General features: G+C 70.6%; 17 protein-coding genes. 6 read left to right on the forward strand and 11 right to left on the reverse strand.

Translation table 11 applies throughout. The features are described 5' to 3' along the window. Positions 1 to 8: 8 nt before the first annotated feature. Both ABH923_RS11470 and ABH923_RS11475 read left to right on the forward strand, forming a co-directional pair. A complete protein-coding gene (locus tag ABH923_RS11470; RefSeq protein WP_370057347.1) occupies positions 9 to 1,616 on the forward strand; it encodes an amidohydrolase family protein in 1,608 nt (535 codons plus the stop codon). After that, entirely contained in the window at positions 1,601 to 2,176 is a 576-nt protein-coding gene (locus ABH923_RS11475) for an RBBP9/YdeN family alpha/beta hydrolase (protein WP_370055491.1), read from the forward strand. The genes ABH923_RS11470 and ABH923_RS11475 overlap by 16 nt, the downstream gene beginning before the upstream one ends. A 19-nt stretch (positions 2,177 to 2,195) precedes the next feature. Here the strand turns inward: ABH923_RS11475 and ABH923_RS11480 are convergent, their stop codons facing one another. From ABH923_RS11480 to ABH923_RS11505, 6 genes are all read right to left on the reverse strand, one after another. Further along, on the reverse strand, positions 2,196 to 3,347 hold the full coding sequence (locus ABH923_RS11480; RefSeq protein WP_370055492.1) for a mannitol-1-phosphate 5-dehydrogenase: 1,152 nt from the start codon (positions 3,345 to 3,347) through the stop codon (positions 2,196 to 2,198). Between the two features lie 12 nt (positions 3,348 to 3,359). Continuing rightward, positions 3,360 to 3,797, reverse strand: a complete 438-nt coding sequence (locus ABH923_RS11485; protein WP_370055493.1) for a PTS sugar transporter subunit IIA — start codon at positions 3,795 to 3,797, stop codon at positions 3,360 to 3,362. Further along, the gene (locus ABH923_RS11490) at positions 3,794 to 5,407 is read right to left on the reverse strand and encodes a PTS mannitol transporter subunit IICB (protein ID WP_370055494.1); all 1,614 of its coding nucleotides are present in this window, start codon (positions 5,405 to 5,407) and stop codon (positions 3,794 to 3,796) included. The genes ABH923_RS11485 and ABH923_RS11490 overlap by 4 nt, the downstream gene beginning before the upstream one ends. Positions 5,408 to 5,437: 30 nt before the next feature. Further along, on the reverse strand, positions 5,438 to 7,141 hold the full coding sequence (gene ptsP, locus ABH923_RS11495; protein ID WP_370055495.1) for a phosphoenolpyruvate--protein phosphotransferase: 1,704 nt from the start codon (positions 7,139 to 7,141) through the stop codon (positions 5,438 to 5,440). 2 nt (positions 7,142 to 7,143) lie between these two features. After that, positions 7,144 to 7,410 carry an HPr family phosphocarrier protein gene (locus ABH923_RS11500; RefSeq protein ID WP_370055496.1) on the reverse strand — a complete coding sequence of 89 codons (267 nt, stop codon included), beginning with the start codon at positions 7,408 to 7,410 and terminating at the stop codon, positions 7,144 to 7,146. Positions 7,411 to 7,473: 63 nt separating this feature from the next. Further along, positions 7,474 to 7,782 (reverse strand): PTS sugar transporter subunit IIB, encoded by a 309-nt coding sequence (locus tag ABH923_RS11505; RefSeq protein ID WP_370055497.1) that lies wholly within the window; start codon positions 7,780 to 7,782, stop codon positions 7,474 to 7,476. A gap of 165 nt (positions 7,783 to 7,947) precedes the next feature. On the opposite strand from ABH923_RS11505, the gene ABH923_RS11510 reads away from it, so the two are divergent. Together ABH923_RS11510 and ABH923_RS11515 are read left to right on the forward strand one after the other, a co-directional pair. Next, complete coding sequence (locus tag ABH923_RS11510; RefSeq protein WP_370055498.1) at positions 7,948 to 9,654, forward strand: BNR-4 repeat-containing protein; 1,707 nt, start codon at positions 7,948 to 7,950, stop codon at positions 9,652 to 9,654. Positions 9,655 to 9,759: 105 nt separating this feature from the next. Next, positions 9,760 to 11,661, forward strand: a complete 1,902-nt coding sequence (locus ABH923_RS11515; protein ID WP_370055500.1) for a transcription antiterminator — start codon at positions 9,760 to 9,762, stop codon at positions 11,659 to 11,661. 66 nt (positions 11,662 to 11,727) lie between these two features. On the opposite strand, the gene ABH923_RS11520 is transcribed toward ABH923_RS11515, so the two are convergent. The 4 genes from ABH923_RS11520 to nucS all read right to left on the reverse strand — a co-directional run bounded on the left by ABH923_RS11520 (position 11,728) and on the right by nucS (position 14,084). Further along, positions 11,728 to 12,138: a hypothetical protein gene (locus tag ABH923_RS11520; protein WP_370055501.1), complete on the reverse strand. Its 411-nt coding sequence runs from the start codon at positions 12,136 to 12,138 to the stop codon at positions 11,728 to 11,730. A gap of 95 nt (positions 12,139 to 12,233) precedes the next feature. Beyond that, positions 12,234 to 12,929, reverse strand: a complete 696-nt coding sequence (locus tag ABH923_RS11525; protein WP_370055502.1) for an HAD hydrolase-like protein — start codon at positions 12,927 to 12,929, stop codon at positions 12,234 to 12,236. Positions 12,930 to 12,966: 37 nt separating this feature from the next. Further along, entirely contained in the window at positions 12,967 to 13,389 is a 423-nt protein-coding gene (locus ABH923_RS11530; RefSeq protein ID WP_370055503.1) for an SseB family protein, read from the reverse strand. Continuing rightward, complete coding sequence (nucS, locus tag ABH923_RS11535) at positions 13,389 to 14,084, reverse strand: endonuclease NucS (protein ID WP_370055504.1); 696 nt, start codon at positions 14,082 to 14,084, stop codon at positions 13,389 to 13,391. The genes ABH923_RS11530 and nucS overlap by 1 nt, the downstream gene beginning before the upstream one ends. A 33-nt stretch (positions 14,085 to 14,117) precedes the next feature. Here nucS and ABH923_RS11540 point away from each other — a divergent pair, with 33 nt between their 5' ends. Next, positions 14,118 to 15,161: a lactonase family protein gene (locus tag ABH923_RS11540; RefSeq protein ID WP_370055505.1), complete on the forward strand. Its 1,044-nt coding sequence runs from the start codon at positions 14,118 to 14,120 to the stop codon at positions 15,159 to 15,161. Between the two features lie 72 nt (positions 15,162 to 15,233). On the opposite strand, the gene ABH923_RS11545 is transcribed toward ABH923_RS11540, so the two are convergent. Next, complete coding sequence (locus ABH923_RS11545; protein WP_370055506.1) at positions 15,234 to 16,490, reverse strand: MFS transporter; 1,257 nt, start codon at positions 16,488 to 16,490, stop codon at positions 15,234 to 15,236. Between the two features lie 111 nt (positions 16,491 to 16,601). On the opposite strand from ABH923_RS11545, the gene ABH923_RS11550 reads away from it, so the two are divergent. Then, on the forward strand, positions 16,602 to 17,669 hold the full coding sequence (locus ABH923_RS11550) for a LacI family DNA-binding transcriptional regulator (RefSeq protein ID WP_370055507.1): 1,068 nt from the start codon (positions 16,602 to 16,604) through the stop codon (positions 17,667 to 17,669). The last annotated feature ends 73 nt before the right edge of the window (positions 17,670 to 17,742 follow it).

Genomic DNA, 17,742 nt, shown 5'->3' on the forward strand with positions numbered 1-17,742 from the left:
GCGCTGCCGTGGATGCCGCGCCGCTGCTCATCCGCGGCGGCCTCCTCCTCGACGGCAGCGGCCGGCCCGGACGCGTCGGGGACGTGCTCGTGGTGGGCGACCGGATCGTGGAGGCCGGCCGCCCGCTGAACGCCACCGGCGCCCGTACGATAGACGCCGCCGGTCTCGCTGTGGCTCCCGGCTTCATCGACATGCACGCGCACGCCGACCTGGCCGTCCTCGACGATCCGCTGAACCTGGCCGCCGTCACCCAGGGCGTGACGACGCAGGTCGTCGGCCAGGACGGCCTGTCGTACGCACCGGCGAGCGAGGGGACGCTCGGCGTCCTGCGCGAGCAACTCGCCGGCTGGAACGGCCCGCGGGGTCCGGAGGCCGGCTGGGCGGAGGTCGCCGGCTACCTGGCCGAGGTCGATCGGCGCGGACCCGCGGCGAATGTCGCCTACCTGGTCCCGCACGGCACGGTCCGCCTCAACGTCGTCGGGACGGACGACCGGCCGGCGACACCGGCCGAGCTCGCGGCGATGCGCGCCCAGGTCGACCGCGGGATGCGCCAGGGGGCCTTCGGTCTGTCGGCGGGCCTCAGCTACGCTCCGGGGATGTTCGCGGACACCGCGGAGCTGGTCGCGCTCTGCGAGGTCGTCGCGGCGCGCGGCGGGTACTTCGCCCCGCACCAGCGCTCCTACGGCGCGGGTGCGCTGGAGGGCTACGCGGAGATGATCGGGATCGCCCGCCGCTCCGGCTGCGCCCTCCACCTCACGCACGCGACCATGAACTTCGCCGTCAACCGCGGGCGCGCGGGCGAGCTGCTCGCCCTCATCGACGGGGCGCTCGCGGTCGGCGTGGACATCACCCTCGACAGCTATCCGTACCTCGCCGGGTCGACCACGCTCTCCGCCCTGCTGCCCGGTTGGGCGGCGGCCGGCGGCCCCGATGTCACGCTGCGACGACTTCGGGACCCCGCGGACCGGGCACGCATCGTCCACGAGCTGGATGTCGCAGGCTCCGACGGCGCGCACGGCGTCCCCGTCGACTGGAGTGCCGTGGAGGTCTCCGGGGTCCGCGATCCCGTGCTCTCGAACCGGGTGGGTCGCACGATCGCCGACCTCGCCGCCCGGGAGGGCCGGCCTCCCGCCGGCCTCGCCCTCGACCTCCTGGCCGCCGACCGGCTCGGCACCGGCATCCTCCAGCACGTCGGCGACGAGGACAACGTCCGCACGGTGATGCGCCATCCGCGGCACACCGGCGGCAGCGACGGCCTCCTCGTCGGGGACAAGCCGCACCCGCGCGCGTGGGGGACCTTCCCGCGCTACCTCGGTCACTACGTCCGCGAGGAGGGCGTCCTGACCCTGGAGGACGCGATCGTCCACCTGTCGGCGCGGCCGGCAGCGCGGCTCGGGCTCACCGACCGGGGCAGGATCGCGCCGGGGATGGTCGCCGACCTCGTGCTGTTCGACCCGGACACCGTCACCGACCGCGCCACTTTCGCCGAGCCGCGCCTCCAGGCTGCCGGCATTCCGTGGGTGCTCGTCGCGGGCGTCCCGGTCGTCGCGGACGGTCACCGGACGGAGGCCACGCCCGGCCGGGCGCTACGCTCGGCCTCATGCGCGCCTTCCTGATCCTGCACGGCTGGGGCAACTTCCGCCCGCCGGGGCATTGGCAGTACGAGCTCGCCGCCGCGCTGCGCGAGCGCGGTGAGCGCGTCGTCTACCCGCAGCTCCCGGACGCGCAACAACCGGACCTGAGCGCGTGGCGCGAGGCCGCGGCGGCAGCTCTCGCAGAGGCGTCGGAGGGCGAAGCCCGGGTGACTGTGATCGCCCACAGCCTGAGCGCGATGCTCTGGCTGGGCGCGCGGCCTGACGACACGGAGGCCGGGTCGGCCGTGGAGCGCGTCCTCCTCGTCGCACCGCCGTCGCCGGGTTACCTGCGTGAGAATCCGGAGGTCGCCGCGTTCGCCGCGCTCGAACCGACCCGCCCCGCGGCAGGGACCCGCATCGTCGCGTCCGACGCCGACCCGTGCAACCCGGAGGGCGCGGTCGCCGTCTATGCCGAGCCGCTCGGCATCCCGCTCACGACCATCCCGGGCGGCGGGCATCTCACGCCCGCGTCCGGATACGGGAGGTGGCCGTCGGTTCTCGACTGGTGTCTCGACCCGACGGCCACGATCGTCCCGCGCTAGCGCCGCGGGGGCGGAACGCTCAGCGTTCGGCGGCGCGCACGACCGCCACAAGGGGCTCGAACAGCGGGTCGCCGCGCTGGACGTCCATGACCTCGTCCACGATGTCCTCCGGCTCGGCGCGCTGGAGCAGCAGTTGCAGCTCCACGCTCTGCGTGTCCTCGGGCACGTCGAAGCGGAGCGCAGCGCCGATCGCGGCGAGCAGCGCCTCCGGGACGCCGCCGACGTACTGCACGTAGTCGGCGGCCGGGCCGACGAACCGGTCGTTGCGGCCGAGCTTGCGCAGCGGCTCGCGGCCGACGCGGGTCACCTCGTCCACCAGGTACGGGTTGCGGAACCGGTTCAGGATCTTCGCCCGGTACGCGGCCAGTTCCTCCGGGTCGAGCCCGTGCTTGGCGCTCAGCGCAGCCGACGTCTCCTCCAGTGCGGCCTCCGTCGCCGCCAGCACCGACGGGATGCCGATCGCCTCGCTGATGATCGTGGCGCCCGCCAGGAAGCCCGTGTAGGCCACCGTGGCGTGCCCCGTGTTGACCGTGAACAGCTTGCGCTCGATGTACGGCCCGAGGGAGTCCACGAAGTGCGCGCCCGGGATCGGCGGCACGTTCCCGTTGAACGGGCTGCGGTCGACCACCCACTCGTAGAACGTCTCCACCGTCACGTCGATCCCCGCGTCCGGCGCCTGGGCCGGCACGATCCGGTCGACGGCCGTGTTCGCGAACACCGCGCGCGCGGCCAGCTCGTCGCGGGTGTCGTCGTCCGGGAGGCCGTCCATCAGTTCGGCCGCGAGCAGGTCGGTCGCGCCGATGGCGTTCTCGCACGCCATCACCGCGAGCCGCGGAGCGTCGGACGCCCGGGCGGCGAGCCCGCGTGCGATCACCGGCGCGACGAAGCGCAGGATGCGCGGGCCGACGGCGGTGGTCACCACGTCCGCGGTCGCGATCTCCGCGACCAGCGCGTCCTCCGCGGTCGCGCTGTTGATCGCCCGGAAGCCCGTGACGGTCTTGGTCTCCGCGTCGTCCCCGACCAGGTGGACCTCGTACGAGTCCGCCGCGTCGAGCGCGTCGATCAGTTCGGCGTTGACGTCCGCGAACACCACCTCGTACCCGGCCTCGTGGAGCAGGAGCCCCACGAAGCCGCGCCCGATGTTGCCCGCGCCGAAGTGAACGGCTTTCATGCGACCCCCGTCTCAGTCGTTGACGTCGCCGAGCAGCGCGAACAGGGCGTCCGCGTCCGGCGCGTCGATGAGCTGCTGCACATCGTCCTCCTCCGAGAAGAGGATGGCGATCTTGCTCAGGATGTCGAGGTGCTCGTTGTTCTTCCCGGCGATGCCGACGACGAACCGCACCTCCTCGCCGCCCCAGTCGAGCGGCGAGGAGTAGCGGATGAAGGAGAGCGCCGAGCGCACGATCTCGTCCTTGGACTCGTTGGTGCCGTGCGGGATGGCCAGGCCGTTCCCCATGAAGGTGGAGACGGTCGCCTCCCGCTGCCCCATCGAGTCGACGTACCCCGGCTGCACGGCGCCCGCCCTGACGAGCAGCTCACCCGCCTCCCGGATCGCGTCCTCCCGCGTGGTCGCGCTGCCCGCGGCCACGACGTTCGCCCGGTCGAGAATCGTGTCGGTCATTTGGTGGCGTCCTCCGTGACGGTCTGCTGCTTGGCGACGAGGTCGACGACCTCGTCGTACTTGGGGCTGTTCATGAAGTTGTCGACGGACACGTGCAGCGAGTCAGGCGACTGGCCCTTGGCCCGGTCGGTGAGCTCCCGCTGCGTGATCACCAGGTCGGCCGTGCCGTCGAGGTTGCTGATGGCCTGATTCGTCACCGTGACCCCCTCCACGCCGGCCTTCTTGATCTTGTTCCGCAGCACGGACGCGCCCATCGCGGACGAACCCATCCCAGCGTCGCACGCGAAGACGATGTTGCGCACCAGCCGGTCGGTGCCGTCGCCCTGCGCGTCGCCGGTGTCGTGCTCGCCCTCCTGGACCAGGCCCTCGAGGATCGAGGACTCTTTGCCCTTGTTGGCCTCGGTCTGCGCGACGGCGGCGTGCAGGTCGCCCGCGTTGCCGCTGGCCAGGTCGCGCTTGCGGCTGGCCCGCAGGATGATCGAGGCGACCACGAACGACACCGTCGCGGCGCCGATCACCGAGAGCGTGACGCCCACGATGCTGCTGGCCGGCGACTGGATGAGCACCGCGATGATCGATCCGGGCGACGCGGGAGCGCGCAGGCCCGAATTGAACGTCACGTTGATCGCGATGCCGGTCATGCCGCCGAGGATCGCCGCGATGACGATCATCGGCTTCATCAGAACGTACGGGAAGTAGATCTCGTGGATTCCGCCGACGAACTGGATCAGCGCGGCGCCCGGGGCGCTCGCCTTGGCGATGCCGAGGCCGAAGATCGAGTAGGCGATCAGGATGCCGAAGCCGGGGCCGGGGTTGGCCTCCAGCAGGAACAGGATCGACTTGCCCTGCTGCTGCGCCTGCTCGATGCCGAGCGGGGTGAGCACGCCGTGGTTGATGGCGTTGTTGAGGAACAGCACCTTGCCCGGCTCGATCAGGAGGCTCGCGAACGGCAGCAGGTGCGCCGTGACCAGCCAGTTGACCGCGTTGCTCAGGATCGAGCTCAGCCACTCGACGAGCGGCGCGATGCCGAAGAAGGCGCCGATCGACAACAGCATTCCGACGATGCCGGCGGAGAAGTTGTTCACCAGCATCTCGAAGCCGGCTTTGATCTTCCCCTCCCACAGGCGGTCCACCTGCTTCATCACCCAGGCGCCGAGCGGGCCCATGATCATCGCGCCGATGAACATCGGGATGTTCGAGCCGACGATGACACCCATGGTCGCGATCGCGCCGACCACGCCGCCGCGGACGCCGTAGACCATGCGGCCTCCGGTGTTCGCGATCAGCAGGGGCAGCAGGTAGGTGATCATCGGGCCGACGAGGCCCACGTACTGCTGGAAGGTGTGGCCGCTCGGGTCCTGGGCGAGCACGGTGGCCGCGCCGCTCCAGCCGATCTTGGCCTGGTCGCCGAAGCCGCCCAGGATTCCGCTGATCGCCCAGCCGGTGTTCTGGAGCCAGCCGGTGGCGATGAAGAGGGCCGTGATGAACCCCCAGGCGATGAACGCCGGGATGTTCGGCATGACCATGTTCGAGAGGAAGGTCCCGAAGCGCTGCACGTGGACGCGAGCGCTACTGGGCTGCTTCGGCGTCGTCGCTGTCGCCGATGTCATGATGGTGCCTCGTTTCTGTGTCGGTCCTGCCTAGGCAGGTGGTTGGGCGAACCCGGCGGCCGTGGTTCGGACGGCCTCCCGGGCTTCGGCCGCGCCATCGGCGGCCAGTGCTGCCCCGGCCAGGGCTCTCGCCTGGTCGAGGGTGTAACGCGTGAGGGACAGCCGCACGTCGGCGAGGGCCGCGGGCGACATCGAGAGGGTGGTCGCGCCGAGGCCGACGAGCACCACCGCGAGCAGCGGGTCGGCCGCGGCCTCGCCGCAGATCCCGACCGGCTTGCCGTGCGCGGCCCCGGCAGCGCCGACCTCGCCGACGAGGCGGAGGACGGCAGGGTGCCACGGGTCCTGGAAGCCGGCGACCGAGCCGAGCAGGCGGTCGGCGGCCATCGTGTACTGGGTGAGGTCGTTGGTGCCGATGGAGGCGAAGGAGGCCTCCCGCAGCACCCGGTCGGCCAGCAGCGCGGCGGACGGGACCTCCACCATGACGCCCACGGTCTTCAGCCCGAACTCGCCGGCCAGCGTCATGAAGTAGCGGGTCTCCTCGACGGTCGCGACCATCGGGGCCATCACCCACAGGTCGGCCTTCGTCAGCGCGTCGGCCTCGGCGAGGGCGGTGAGCTGCTCGCGGAGGATGTCCTCGTTGGCGCGGAGCGCCCGGATGCCGCGCAGGCCCAGCGCCGGGTTGTCCTCGTGGGCGTCGTTGAGGAACTCCAGCGGCTTGTCCGCGCCCGCGTCGAGCACCCGCACGACGACCTTCTTGCCGGGGAACGCATGCAGCAGCTTCACGTACTGCTCGCGCTGCTGCTCCACGGTCGGCGCCATGCGCGCGTCGAGGAAGAGGAACTCGGTGCGGAACAGGCCGACGCCCTCCGCTCCTGCGTCGATCGCCTTTTGCGCGCCCTCGGCCGAGCCGAGGTTGGCCAGCAGCGGGATCGCGGTGCCGTCGGCCAGCGCGCCGGGCTCGAGACCGCCGGAGAGGGCGGCCTCCCGCTCGGCGATGCGGCGGCGGGCGTCGTCGGACTGCGCCGCGGTCGGGGCGACGGTGACGGCGCCGGCTCCGGCGTCGAGGATCACCTCGGTGCCCGCAGCCAGGTCGTCAGCGCCTGCGACGCCGACGATCGCGACGATCGCCTTCTCGCGGGCCAGGATCGCGGTGTGGGAGGTCGGCCCGCCCTCCCGGGTGACGAGGCCGAGGACCTTCGTCAGGTCGAGCAGCGCCGTGTCGGCCGGAGCGAGGTCGCGGGCCACCAGGATGTACGGCTCGTCCGACTCCGGAACGCCCGGCGCGGCGTGGCCCTCCAGAGCCGCGATCACCCGCTGGGCCACGTCGTCCAGGTCGGTGGCGCGCTCGCCCATGTAGCCGCCGAGGCCGATGAGCATGTCGCGGAACACCCCGAAGCCCTCGAACACCGCTCGCTCGGCTGTCGTGCCGCCGTCGATCCGGGAGGCCACGTCGTCGGCGAGGGAGGAGTCCTCCGCCATCATCGACTGCGCCTCCAGAACGTCCGCCGCGGTCCCGGTCACCCGGCCGGCGCGCTCGCGCAGGTCGGCGGCGACGGTCGCGACGGCCTGCGCGACGCGGGCCTTCTCCTCGTCCGGGGTGCGGGTGCTCGGGGTCGCCTCCGGCTCGGGCAGCGGGTCGGACATCCGGAGCACGCGGCCCAGCGCGATGCCCTGCCCGATGCCGGCCCCGGTGAGTTGCGTCGTCGCCGCTGTCTGGTCTGTGGTCTCGGACATGATCAGGCGTCGTGGTCCGTGGTGAGGATCACGGCCAGGTCGTCGAGGACGGATTCGCCGTTCGCGGCGTCGGTCGTCAGCACGATCTTGTCGCCGTGGTCGATGCCCAGCGAGATGACGCCGAGGATGCTGCCGGCGTCCACCGTGCGGCCGCCCTCCTTCGACAGCGACACCTTCGCACCGGAGGCGCCGACGGCCTCCACGAAGAGCTTGGCGGGACGGGCGTGCAGCCCGTGGGTCGATCCGACGGTGATGATCCGCTCAGCCATTGTTCCGGTCTCCTTCGTTGTCGAGTGGCACGGTACGCCGCAGTTCCGCGGTGCCAGTGGCTCTCATCGTGCCCCGGCCTTCGCGTTCAGGGCCAGATCCAGCGCGAGTGCACCGTCGAGTGCGGCGGGCGACACGGGCGGCAGGACGGCGACGGCGGTGCCGGTGGCGGCGGCCCGCGCACGCAGCGCGGGGACCACGGACTCCAGGTGCGCGCCGACGAGCACGACGTCCACCGCGGCGAGCGAGTCGAGCTGGCTCGCGCTGCCCGCGGCGACCTGCACCCGCAGCCCGCGTGCCGCAGCGGCGCTGCGGAGCTTCACAGCGACGAAGGTGCTGGAGGCGCCGGCGCCGCAGACAACGATGATCTTCATCGACCTCATGCCTTCCGGTGGTGCACGAACGGGTGAAACGGGGTGGAACGGGTGGTCCGGTGGATCGTGACCATGCTCGCCCTGACGCCCAGGTGGGGGCCAGGAGGGTTTCTTCCTGGGGGTGCGGAAACCGACAGACAGTTCATCATGCATTAGTGTTTCAATGTGAATCACAAGAGTATTACCAACTTTCTGGCGTTCGGAGCGGTCCTGACCGTTCTGGCCGGCGGCTCTATGCGAGCCACGCCCGTGCAGGCGGCCGCAGCTCTCAACTGCAACCCCGCGAATGTCGCGGCGCCCGTGCTTGAAGACGGCCCGGAGGTCCTCGCCTCACGTCCAGTCACCGATGCCACCGGGAGGCAGGAGAACACGGCCGCAGCGTTCTCGCTGAATCAAGCGGTGGTTCGAGATGAACCCCGGGGGATCACCTACGTCGCGTACTACGACGCGACGTTCACCTTGACGGTCGCCGCTCAGACTGCAGACGGTGCGTGGTCGACCGAGAAACCACGAAAGCTGCTGTTGGATGCGTCCGATAACCGCGTGGGTTGGTCCGAGGTGACCCTGGAGAGGGATCGTAGCGATTCGCACCAGGAACTGAGCATCGCAGTCGACTCTTCCGGCGCGCTTCATCTGGCAGGCGCCATCCACAACGAGGACATCCTGTACTGGCGCGAAACCGTACCCGGGGACCTTGGATCGCTGACATTCCGTTCGGAGCTGCCCGGCGCGTCGAAGAACGGCTGGATGTCATCTCTTTCCAATGAGCGCGTTGCAAGCTATCCCACCTTCTTTCAGGGTGGGGACGGAGCGCTGCACATGATCTTCCGAGATGGGATCACGAACGCAGCGAACAACTTCATCTATTCGTACGACGCCGCTTCGACCCGCTGGTCGAGTGTGACGGGGCTTGCCCCCCTCTGGAACGGTGACGGCAAAGACTTCAAGACGGCGCCCGGCGTGTACGGGGCATACCCGACCACACCGGTGTGGCGGGACGATAAGTCGGGTGGGATGTTCCACGTGGCTTGGGTTTGGCGAGGCCACGACAGCAAGAACACGAACCTTTCGTATGCATGGTCGAGGAACCTGAAGGACTGGTATCCGATGAATCGGAATCCGGTTGACCCAGGAATTGCGTTGAGTCTTCCTTTCACTCCAATGAGGTCTGAGACGTTGGTCGATGCCGGTACTCACGGGGGGTTGGTGAATGGTCAGGTTCAAGTCGGCTTCGACTACTCCGGCCGCGTGATGCTCACCTACCCGCGCAACAATCCGCACGGTGACACGAAGCTCTACGCAGCGCGCCCGACCGGGCAGGTCAACTCTGCCGGGACGACATGGCGGATCAGCGACCTCACCGCGGTGGCGAACGATATGAACAACGTCGCGGGCGAGCCTCTCGCGACCTACATCTCCACCTGGAACGGTGCCCAGACGCTGGAGCAGCCGCGGATGTGGCACCCCTCGCCGGTCTCCCTCGGAGGCGGGCGATTGATCGTCCGCTACGCATGCACGAATCCGGTGACCTGGCAGACCGAATTTCGAATGTTCAAGGCGTCAGACACGGGCATTTCCGGGGTGACCTTCGGCATGGAAGACACGTTCGACAGCAAGCGGGAAATCCCTGAGGAGATAAGCGAACGAGACTCGTCGACGGGCCGATACCCGTTGGCCACCCGCTACGCCAGCACGGCGCCCTTCGTGGTCGAGGCAGGCACCGGATGGGCTCCCGAACTCACCGGAAGGACGGCACGCATCATCATGCGATGGGAAGCAGGAGGGTATGTCTCCAACAATGTGTGGCCTAGTGCGGAATACTTTCCGGCGTCGGGTAGTGCCCTGCGCATCTACCTTGTGGATGCGGGCTGAGCGAGCGCCCAGCCGTTCTTCCTGAGGGCCGGAAATCTGGCGCGGCCCGCCTGCGGTAACCCCGGCCGAGTGATTGACTCGGTTGCGGAAAGGTGGTCGCGTCGCATGGCGCTCTCGGCGAAGCAGACGAGGATGCTCGACATCCTGTCGCGTCGTGCTGCCTGGGTGACGGCCGCCGAGCTGGCGCACGACCTGGGCGTGACCTCCCGCAGCATCCGCAGTTACTCCGCCGCGCTCGGCGAGCTGGTCGAGTCGGGGCCGAACGGCTACCGCGTGAAGGGGGAGGCCTACGCCGCCTACCTCGCCGACACACCAGGGTCCTCCCCGTCGGCGGGTTCGCCGCAGGAGCGCCTCGCCTTCCTCGCCCGGCGGCTGCTCGACGAGCCGGAGGGGATCGACGTCTACGAGACGGCGGAGAGCCTCTTCGTGAGCGATTCGACCATCGAGTCGGACCTCACCCGGGTCCGCAGCCTCCTCGCCGACACCGAGCTCGAACTCGACCGGCACGGTCCGGTCGCGCGGTTGAACGGGCCGGAGATCGCGCGGCGCAAGCTGATCAGCCGGCTGTTCCGGGACGAGATGCGGCAGGGCGTCGTCGACATCTCGCGCATCCAGGAGGCGTTCGAGTCGGAGGGGCTGGCCGCGTTCAAATCCGATCTGGTCGAGATGCTGGACGCGCGCGGGTTCTTCGTCAACGAGTACGGCATCAACGACGTGCTGCTGCACATGGCCGTCGCCCTCGACCGCGTCGCCAAGGACCGGGTGCTCCCGGCGGCGGGCGCGGCGGAGGCGGGGGAGGCCCTGCGCGGGCTGGCGGACGACCTCGGCGGGCTCGTGCGCACCCACTTCGACGTGGAGCTCGACCCGACCGAGCTGCGCTACCTCGCCATCCTGCTGCGCACGCGGGTCATCGCGCCGGGAGCGCGCGCCGACAGTGTCGCCGAGTTCGTCAGCGAGGCCGACCTCGAGACCGTGCGCGGGATCGTCGCGCGGGCCTCCACCGAGTACCTGGTCGACCTCCGCGACGAGGACTTCATCGTGCGGCTCACCCTGCACGTCCAGAACCTGGTGGCGAGGGCGCACGAGAACACCTACTCGCGCAACCCGCTCACCCGCTCCATCAAGAGCTCGTACCCGATGACCTACGAGCTGGCCGTCTACATCGCCAGCCGGTTGCAGGCGGCCGAGGGGATCGCGGTCAACGACGACGAGATCGCCTACATCGCGATGCATGTCGGCGCCTATCTGGAGCAGCAGTCGCGCCGCAGGGACGCCGTGCGCACCGCGGTCGTCTGCCCGAACTACTACGACATGCACATCCTGCTGCGCGAGAAGCTGGAGAGCGCGCTCGGCGACGAGTTGGACATCGTGAGCGTCATCACCTCCACCGACGCCGACTGGTCAGCGATCGACGCCGACCTGGTGCTGACCACGATCGACCCGCGCGGGCGGCGGGAGAACACGGTCATCGTGCAGCCGTTCCTCACCGCGACCGACGTGGAGCACATCCGGCAGTCGGTCGCGCGCATCCGCCGGCAGCGCCGCAGGGCCGGGATCAAGAACGAGCTGCTGGAGTACTTCGACGAGAGCCTGTTCCTGCGCAACTTCTACGCGCGCGACGCGATCACGATGATCCGCGCCCTCGGGGACAGGATGATCGCGACGGACGCGATCGGCCGCGACTACGTGGAGCAGGCGGTCGAGCGCGAGCAGATGTCGTCCACGGCCTTCACGGACACCCTCGCAGTGCCGCACGCGATGACGATGAACGCCAAGCGGACGGCGATCGCGATCGTCGTCAACGACACCGCGATGGACTGGGGTGACGCGCGGGTGAACGTGATCGCGTTCATCGCGTTCTCGGAGGGCGGCCGGGCGGCGTTCCAGACCGTCTTCGATCAGTTCGTGGAGGTCTTCTCCGACCGGGAGGCCGTCCTCGGCCTCATCCGCCGCGCCGACACCTTCACCGCCTTCATCGACGAACTCGTCCGCATCATCGACGCGTAGCCGCCGAAACGTGAGAAGTCGCGGGAATCGACCGTGCGATTCCCGCGACTACTCACTGTTCGATCGTCAGTTGGCGGTGACGAGATACGTCACGGCGACGCCGGGGGTGCCCACGGCGACGGTGTACGTGGCGTTCTTGTAGACGGCCTTGCTGTCGGTCGCGCCGGGCTGGACCGTGTAACCGGCCTTCTCGAGAGCGGCCTTCGCGTCGGCGAAGCCGTTCTTGTCCTTCGGCTGGACGGTGACGGACCAGCCGTCGTTCTTGTCGCCGTTGGCCACGAGGACGGTGCCCGCGACGATCGGGACGTCCGACTTCGGGAAGTCGGACGGGAGCGACATGGAGGTCGCCTCCTGGGAAGCCGACGCCGAGGGCGTCGAGCTGGAGCCGTTACCGCTGCCGGAGCAGCCGGTCAGTGCGGCGATGGACAGTGCCGCGACGAGGGCGGCGGGGACGAGCAGTTTGCTGTTGGTGCGCATCATTCTTCCTAGTGCTGTATGCGGTTCGGTAGTACAACACTCCAGCGTACTGCGCAGCCTCCGACACTGATCGCCGCGGGCCTCCGGCGCCCGGCTCAGCCCAGCAGCAGCGTGCTGAGCTGGTCGGCCGAGTGCACGACCGCGATCGCGCCCGCCGCCTCGGCCGGGGAGCCGTAGCCCCACTCCACGAGGATCGTCGGGATGCCGTGCTCGCCCGCACCCTCCACGTCGTATGCCCGGTCGCCCACCATCACGGTGTGGTCGAGCGCGACGCCCAGCTCGCCGAGGCGACGCAGCGCGTCGGCCACGACATCCGCCTTCGCGCTGCGGCTCTCGTCCTCGGTCGCGCCGGCGATCACGTCGAAGAACTGCGCGAGCTCGAAGTGCTCCAGGATGCGCGTGGCCTGGGCCTCCGGCTTGCTGGTGGCGACGGCGAGCGGGATGCCGGCGGCCTGCAGACGCTGCAGGAGGCCCCGGACGCCGGGGAACACGGCGCTGTCGAACGCGCCGTTGGCCGCGTAGTCCGCGCGGTAGACCGTGAGGGCGGCGCGAGCGCCGGCCTCGTCGAAGCCGGCCATCTCCTGCAGCGAGTCGAGCAGGGGAGGCCCGACGTACTCCACGAGTTCGGCGGGGGTGGGGATCGGGAGGCCGAGCGTCTCGAACATACGCACCAGGGAGGACGTGATGCCCGGCGCGGAGTCCGTGAGGGTGCCGTCGAGGTCGAAGAGGACGCAGGTCCAGGTGCGCGCGACGGGCGCGGGGGCCTCGGTGATCGTGGTCGGGTTCGTCATAGCCGTCTAATGCTATGTGAGATGTACGAATGTATCGTCAGTGCTCGCTGAGAGCCGACTCGATGTGCGAGCGCGCGACGACCATCGTGTGGGCGGCTCCCGGGTCGAACTGCACGGCCACGAAGTCGGCGTTGGCGATGTAGCCGAGCGCTTCGGCAGCCGGGACGATCACGGCCTGCACCCGCGTGCCCTTCCCTCCCGCGGCGCCGACGGCGTTGCGCAGCGCCTTCATCGAGGTGAACAGCGGCAGCACCGGCTCGCCCGCTGTGGACTGGATGGTCCGCAGCCGCACCTCCCCGGGCTCGGACCCGGTGACGTCGACAACGAGGCCGCCCTTCGTCGCGGCGTCGAGCAGCGCCTGGAGGTTCTCCAGCGTCGGCTCGGCGGCGATCGCGGCGAGGGCCTTGCGGACGGGGCCGTTCTCGTAGGTCTGCGGGAAGCGGCCGGCGGGGGCGGCCATCAGAAGAGCCTGCTGTCGCTGTCGTCCAGGCCCCGCATGGCGTCGTAGTCGAGCACCAGGCAGCGGATGCCCCGGTCCTCGGCCAGTGTGCGGGCCTGAGGTTTGATCTCCTGCGCCGCGAACACCCCGGACACCGGCGCCAGCAGCGGGTCGCGGTTCATCAGCTCCAGGTAGCGGGTGAGCTGCTCGACGCCGTCGATGTCGCCGCGGCGCTTCAGCTCGACCGCAACCGACGCCCCGTGCTCGTCGCGGGCCAGGATGTCCACCGGGCCGATCGCGGTCATGTACTCGCGGCGGACCAGCACGTGGCCGTCGCCGAGGAGGTGGATCTGCTCGGCAAGCAGCTTTTGGAGGTGCGCCTCCACGCCGTCCTTCTGCAGCCCGGGGTCGACGCCCAGCTCGTGCGCGGAGTCGTGCAGCACCTCGTGGATGGACACGATGAGCATGTCGGCCGTCTTCGCCTGGGTGACGCGCCAGACCTCGGTGATCCCGGCCTCCTGCTGCAGCTCGTCCGGCTCGTCGACCGTGAGCGTGCAGGGCGGGCTCATCCAGTTGAGCGGCTTGTAGGAGCCGCCGTCGGAGTGGACGAGGAGGCTGCCGTCGGCCTTGAGCATGAGCAGGCGCTTGGCGAGCGGGAGGTGGGCGCTCAGGCGGCCGGCGTAATCGACGGAACAGTTGGCTATCACGAGGCGCACCGGTCAAGTGTACGGTGCTGGCAGGATGTGAGGATGGCCCACGACCTCCTCATCGGCACGTACACGCAGCGCCTCCCGCACGTCGACGGTCACGCCGATGGCGTGCTCTCAGCGCGCTTCGACGGCACGGCGGTCGTGGAGGTGGCCGTGGCGGCCGAGCTGCCGAACCCGTCGTGGGTGGCGGTGGCGGCGGACGGCTCCCACGTCTACGCGGTCGAGGAGACCGGACCCGACGGCGGCGTCTCGGCGTTCGCGCGCTCGGCGGACGGCTCGCTGCGCCTGCTCGGCCGGGTGTCGAGCGGCGGGGACTCGCCCGCGCACCTGGCGCTGCATCCCTCCGGTCAGTTCTTGCTGACCGGGACCTACGTCGGCGGCACGGTCTCGGTCTTCGCTCTCGGCGGCGGTGCGATCGGCGAGCGGACGGCCTTCATCCAGCACGAAGGCCATGGCCCGGACCCTGCGCGCCAGGAGGTTCCGCACGTCCATCAGCTCTCGGTCGACCCGGTGACCGGGGATGTCGTGGTGGTCGACCTCGGGCTGGGGGAGGTGCGCTGGTACGAGCTGTCGTCGTCCGGTTCGCTGACACTGCGCCCCGAGGCGACCGTCACGGTCGGCGCGGCGGGCTCGCGCCATCTCGCGTTCCACCCGGACGGTCGGCACGCCCTCCTGTTGAACGAGCTGGACAGCACGCTCGACGTGCTGCGCCGGGAGGGCGACCGGTTCGAGCGGGTCGCCTCGGCGGGCACGCGCGGCCCGGACACCGCGGGCGCGAACCTGCCCGCCGCCGTGCGGGTGACGGACGACGGGCGCACGGTGCTCGTCACCAACCGCGGGGACGACACGATCGCGGTGTTCGCCTTCGACGCGGCGTCGTCGGCCGTCGACCTCGTGGATGTCGTGCCGGTGGGCGGCCGCGCCCCGCGAGACCTCGTGCTGTCGCCGGAGGGCGACCGCGTGCTCGCCGCGTGCCAGGACAGCGACGAGGTGGTCGTCTTCGCGTTCGACGCCGCGTCGCGCGCGCTGCGCCGGCTCGGCTCGTCGCCGGTCCCGACCCCCGTCTGCCTGGCGTTCGCGTAGCGCACGCACATTCGTGCCGAATGTCACGTTTCGCGCCGCGATACCCAACATTCGTGCCGAATGTGCGGCGGGCTACTCGGCGGCGGGCTCCAGGCGCGTCCGGCGCTGCGCAGCGGGGCGCACCGCTGGCGCCGCGAGGAACGACGCGACCAGCAGCACGAGGATGAGGTACAGCGCGTTCAGGAGGCCGAACTCCTTGCCCAGGAACCCGATCAGCGGCGGCCCGACCAGGAACGCGCAGTACCCGATGATCGCCACCGCCGACACGCGAGCGGCCGGGTTCTCGTTGCCCTCCGACGCGGCCGACATCCCGAGCGGGAAGCCCAGCGAGACGCCGAAGCCCCACAGCACCGTGCCGATCACGGCCACCCAAAGCGGGCCGCCGAGGATGAAGAGCAGCAGGCCGGCCACGCCCATCGCCGCCGTCACGCGGATCGCGGCGACGCGTCCTACCCGGTCGACGATCGGTCCGCCGAGCACGCGGCCGAGCGTCATCGCCGCGACGAAGAAGCCGAATACGAGCGCGCCGGTGGAGTTGGACTGGCCGTGGCCGTCGACCGTGGCCAGCGCGATCCAGTCGTTGGCCGAGCCCTCGCCGAACGCCATGCCGAGCATGACCACGCCGATGAGGATGAGCCGCCAGTCCGCCCACACCGCCAGCGACGCGCGCAGCCGCTGACCGAACGGGACGCGCGGCTTCTCGGCCGTCTCGTCGCCGAGGTCGGCCTCCCGCGGGATGAAGCGGATCGCGACCAGCGCCACCACGACGAGCACGACGGCGATGAAGGAGAGGTGCCAGACGACGCCGATGTGGAGGGCCGCGGCGGCCGCGCCCATCCCGGCGCCGAGCACCGTGCCCAGGCTGAAGAAGGCGTGCATGAGCGGCATCAGCGTCTTGCCGATCTCCCGCTCGACCGCCGTGCCCTCGACGTTCATCATCACGTCGACCATCCCGTTGCCGAAGCCGAGCAGGATGAGGCCGACCGCCACCATCGGCACCGCGTGGAACACAGTCGAGCCGAAGCCGATCGCCAGCGTGCCGATCGCTACGATCACCAGGCTCCCGACCATCCCCTTGTGCGGGCCGAAGCGCACCAGCACGAGGGAGGACACCGACAGCCCGACGATGGCGCCGGCCGACATCCCGAGGATGAGCAGTCCGACCGACGACGGGTCGCGGCCGAGGTCGAGGTCGTCGCGCACGCCGGGGATGCGGGCCACCCAGGTCGCCATCGCGAGTCCGCTGAGGATGAAGATGACGAAGACCGCGTTGCGCCAGGCGCGCAGTTCGCCGCGGTCGCGGGTCGTCGTCGGGGTCGGCTGTGACATCGGCTGTCCTGGGAGGAGCGGGGGCCGCGAGCGGCCGGCGGGTTCTGGTGGGGGAGCGGATTTCGCCACTCGAATCGTTTCGATCGAAACGATTCGACTAAGCTACCACACGTGAACGACAGCAGCACACCCCTCGCGGGCACCCGGCCGACGCTGGCCGCCGTCGCCCGCCTGGCCGGTGTCTCCAACTCCACCGCCTCCCTCGCCTTCTCCGGCACGGGCCCCGTCTCGGACTCCACGCGCGAGCGTGTCCTGGACGCCGCCAAGCAGCTCAACTACGCCGGGCCCGACCCACGCGCCCGCTCGCTGCGCCGCGGCCGGTCGGGGATCGTCGGCGTCGTGATGGAGGAGCGGGTCGGCGACGCGTTCCGCGACCCGATCAAGATCGCCCTGCTCGACGGCATCTCCGACGAGATCGCCGCCGTCGACGCCGGCCTCCTCATCCTCACCGACGCGGGGGAGACCGCCCAGCGCATCGAGGACGCCCCGATGGACGCGGTGGTGCTGGTCGGCTGCAGCCCGCGCCTCGACGAGTCGGTCGCGATGCTGCGCCAGCGCGGCATCCCGCTCGTGGCGATCGAGGGCGACCCGGCCGACGACGTCCCCTCGATCGGCCAGGACAACCGGGAGGCCACCCGCCTCGCCGCCCAGCACCTCCACGACCTCGGCCACCGCGACGTCGCGGTCGTCACACTGCCGCTCCCGCGCGACCGCGTGCGCGGTCCGCTGACCCCCGCGATCGTGCGCGCCAGCAGCTCCACCACCGCCACCGAGCGCCTCGCCGGCGCCAGGGACGTGTTCCCCGACGCGGGCGGCTGGACGACCCGCGGCTCGTTCGTGGAGGAGGGCCGGATCGCCGGCGCCGCGCTGCTCGGCGACCCGTCCCACCGCCCCACCGCGATCGTCGCCCAGAGCGACCTGCTCGCCGCCGGCGTGATCCGCGCCGCCGAGGAGCTCGGCCTGTCGGTGCCGGGCGACGTCAGCGTTGTCGGCTTCGACGGCGTCCGCGTCGACGGCCTCTGGCCCTACGACCTCACCACCCTGGTCCAGCCCGCCGTCGAGAAGGGCCGCGCCGCCGGCCGCGCCATCGTCGACATGCTGGAGGGCCGCGCCCCGACCCCCACCTCCTTCACCAGCGAGTTCCACCCCGGCAACACCACCGCCGAACCCCACCCCTAACCCCTAACCCCTCACCCCGCCCCACCCCGCTCCCGTCCCCCCCCCGTCGCCAACGGAGGACTTCCACCCCGCC

The organism is Leifsonia sp. EB41 (assembly GCF_041262565.1).
In the GTDB taxonomy this organism is placed as follows: domain Bacteria; phylum Actinomycetota; class Actinomycetes; order Actinomycetales; family Microbacteriaceae; genus Leifsonia.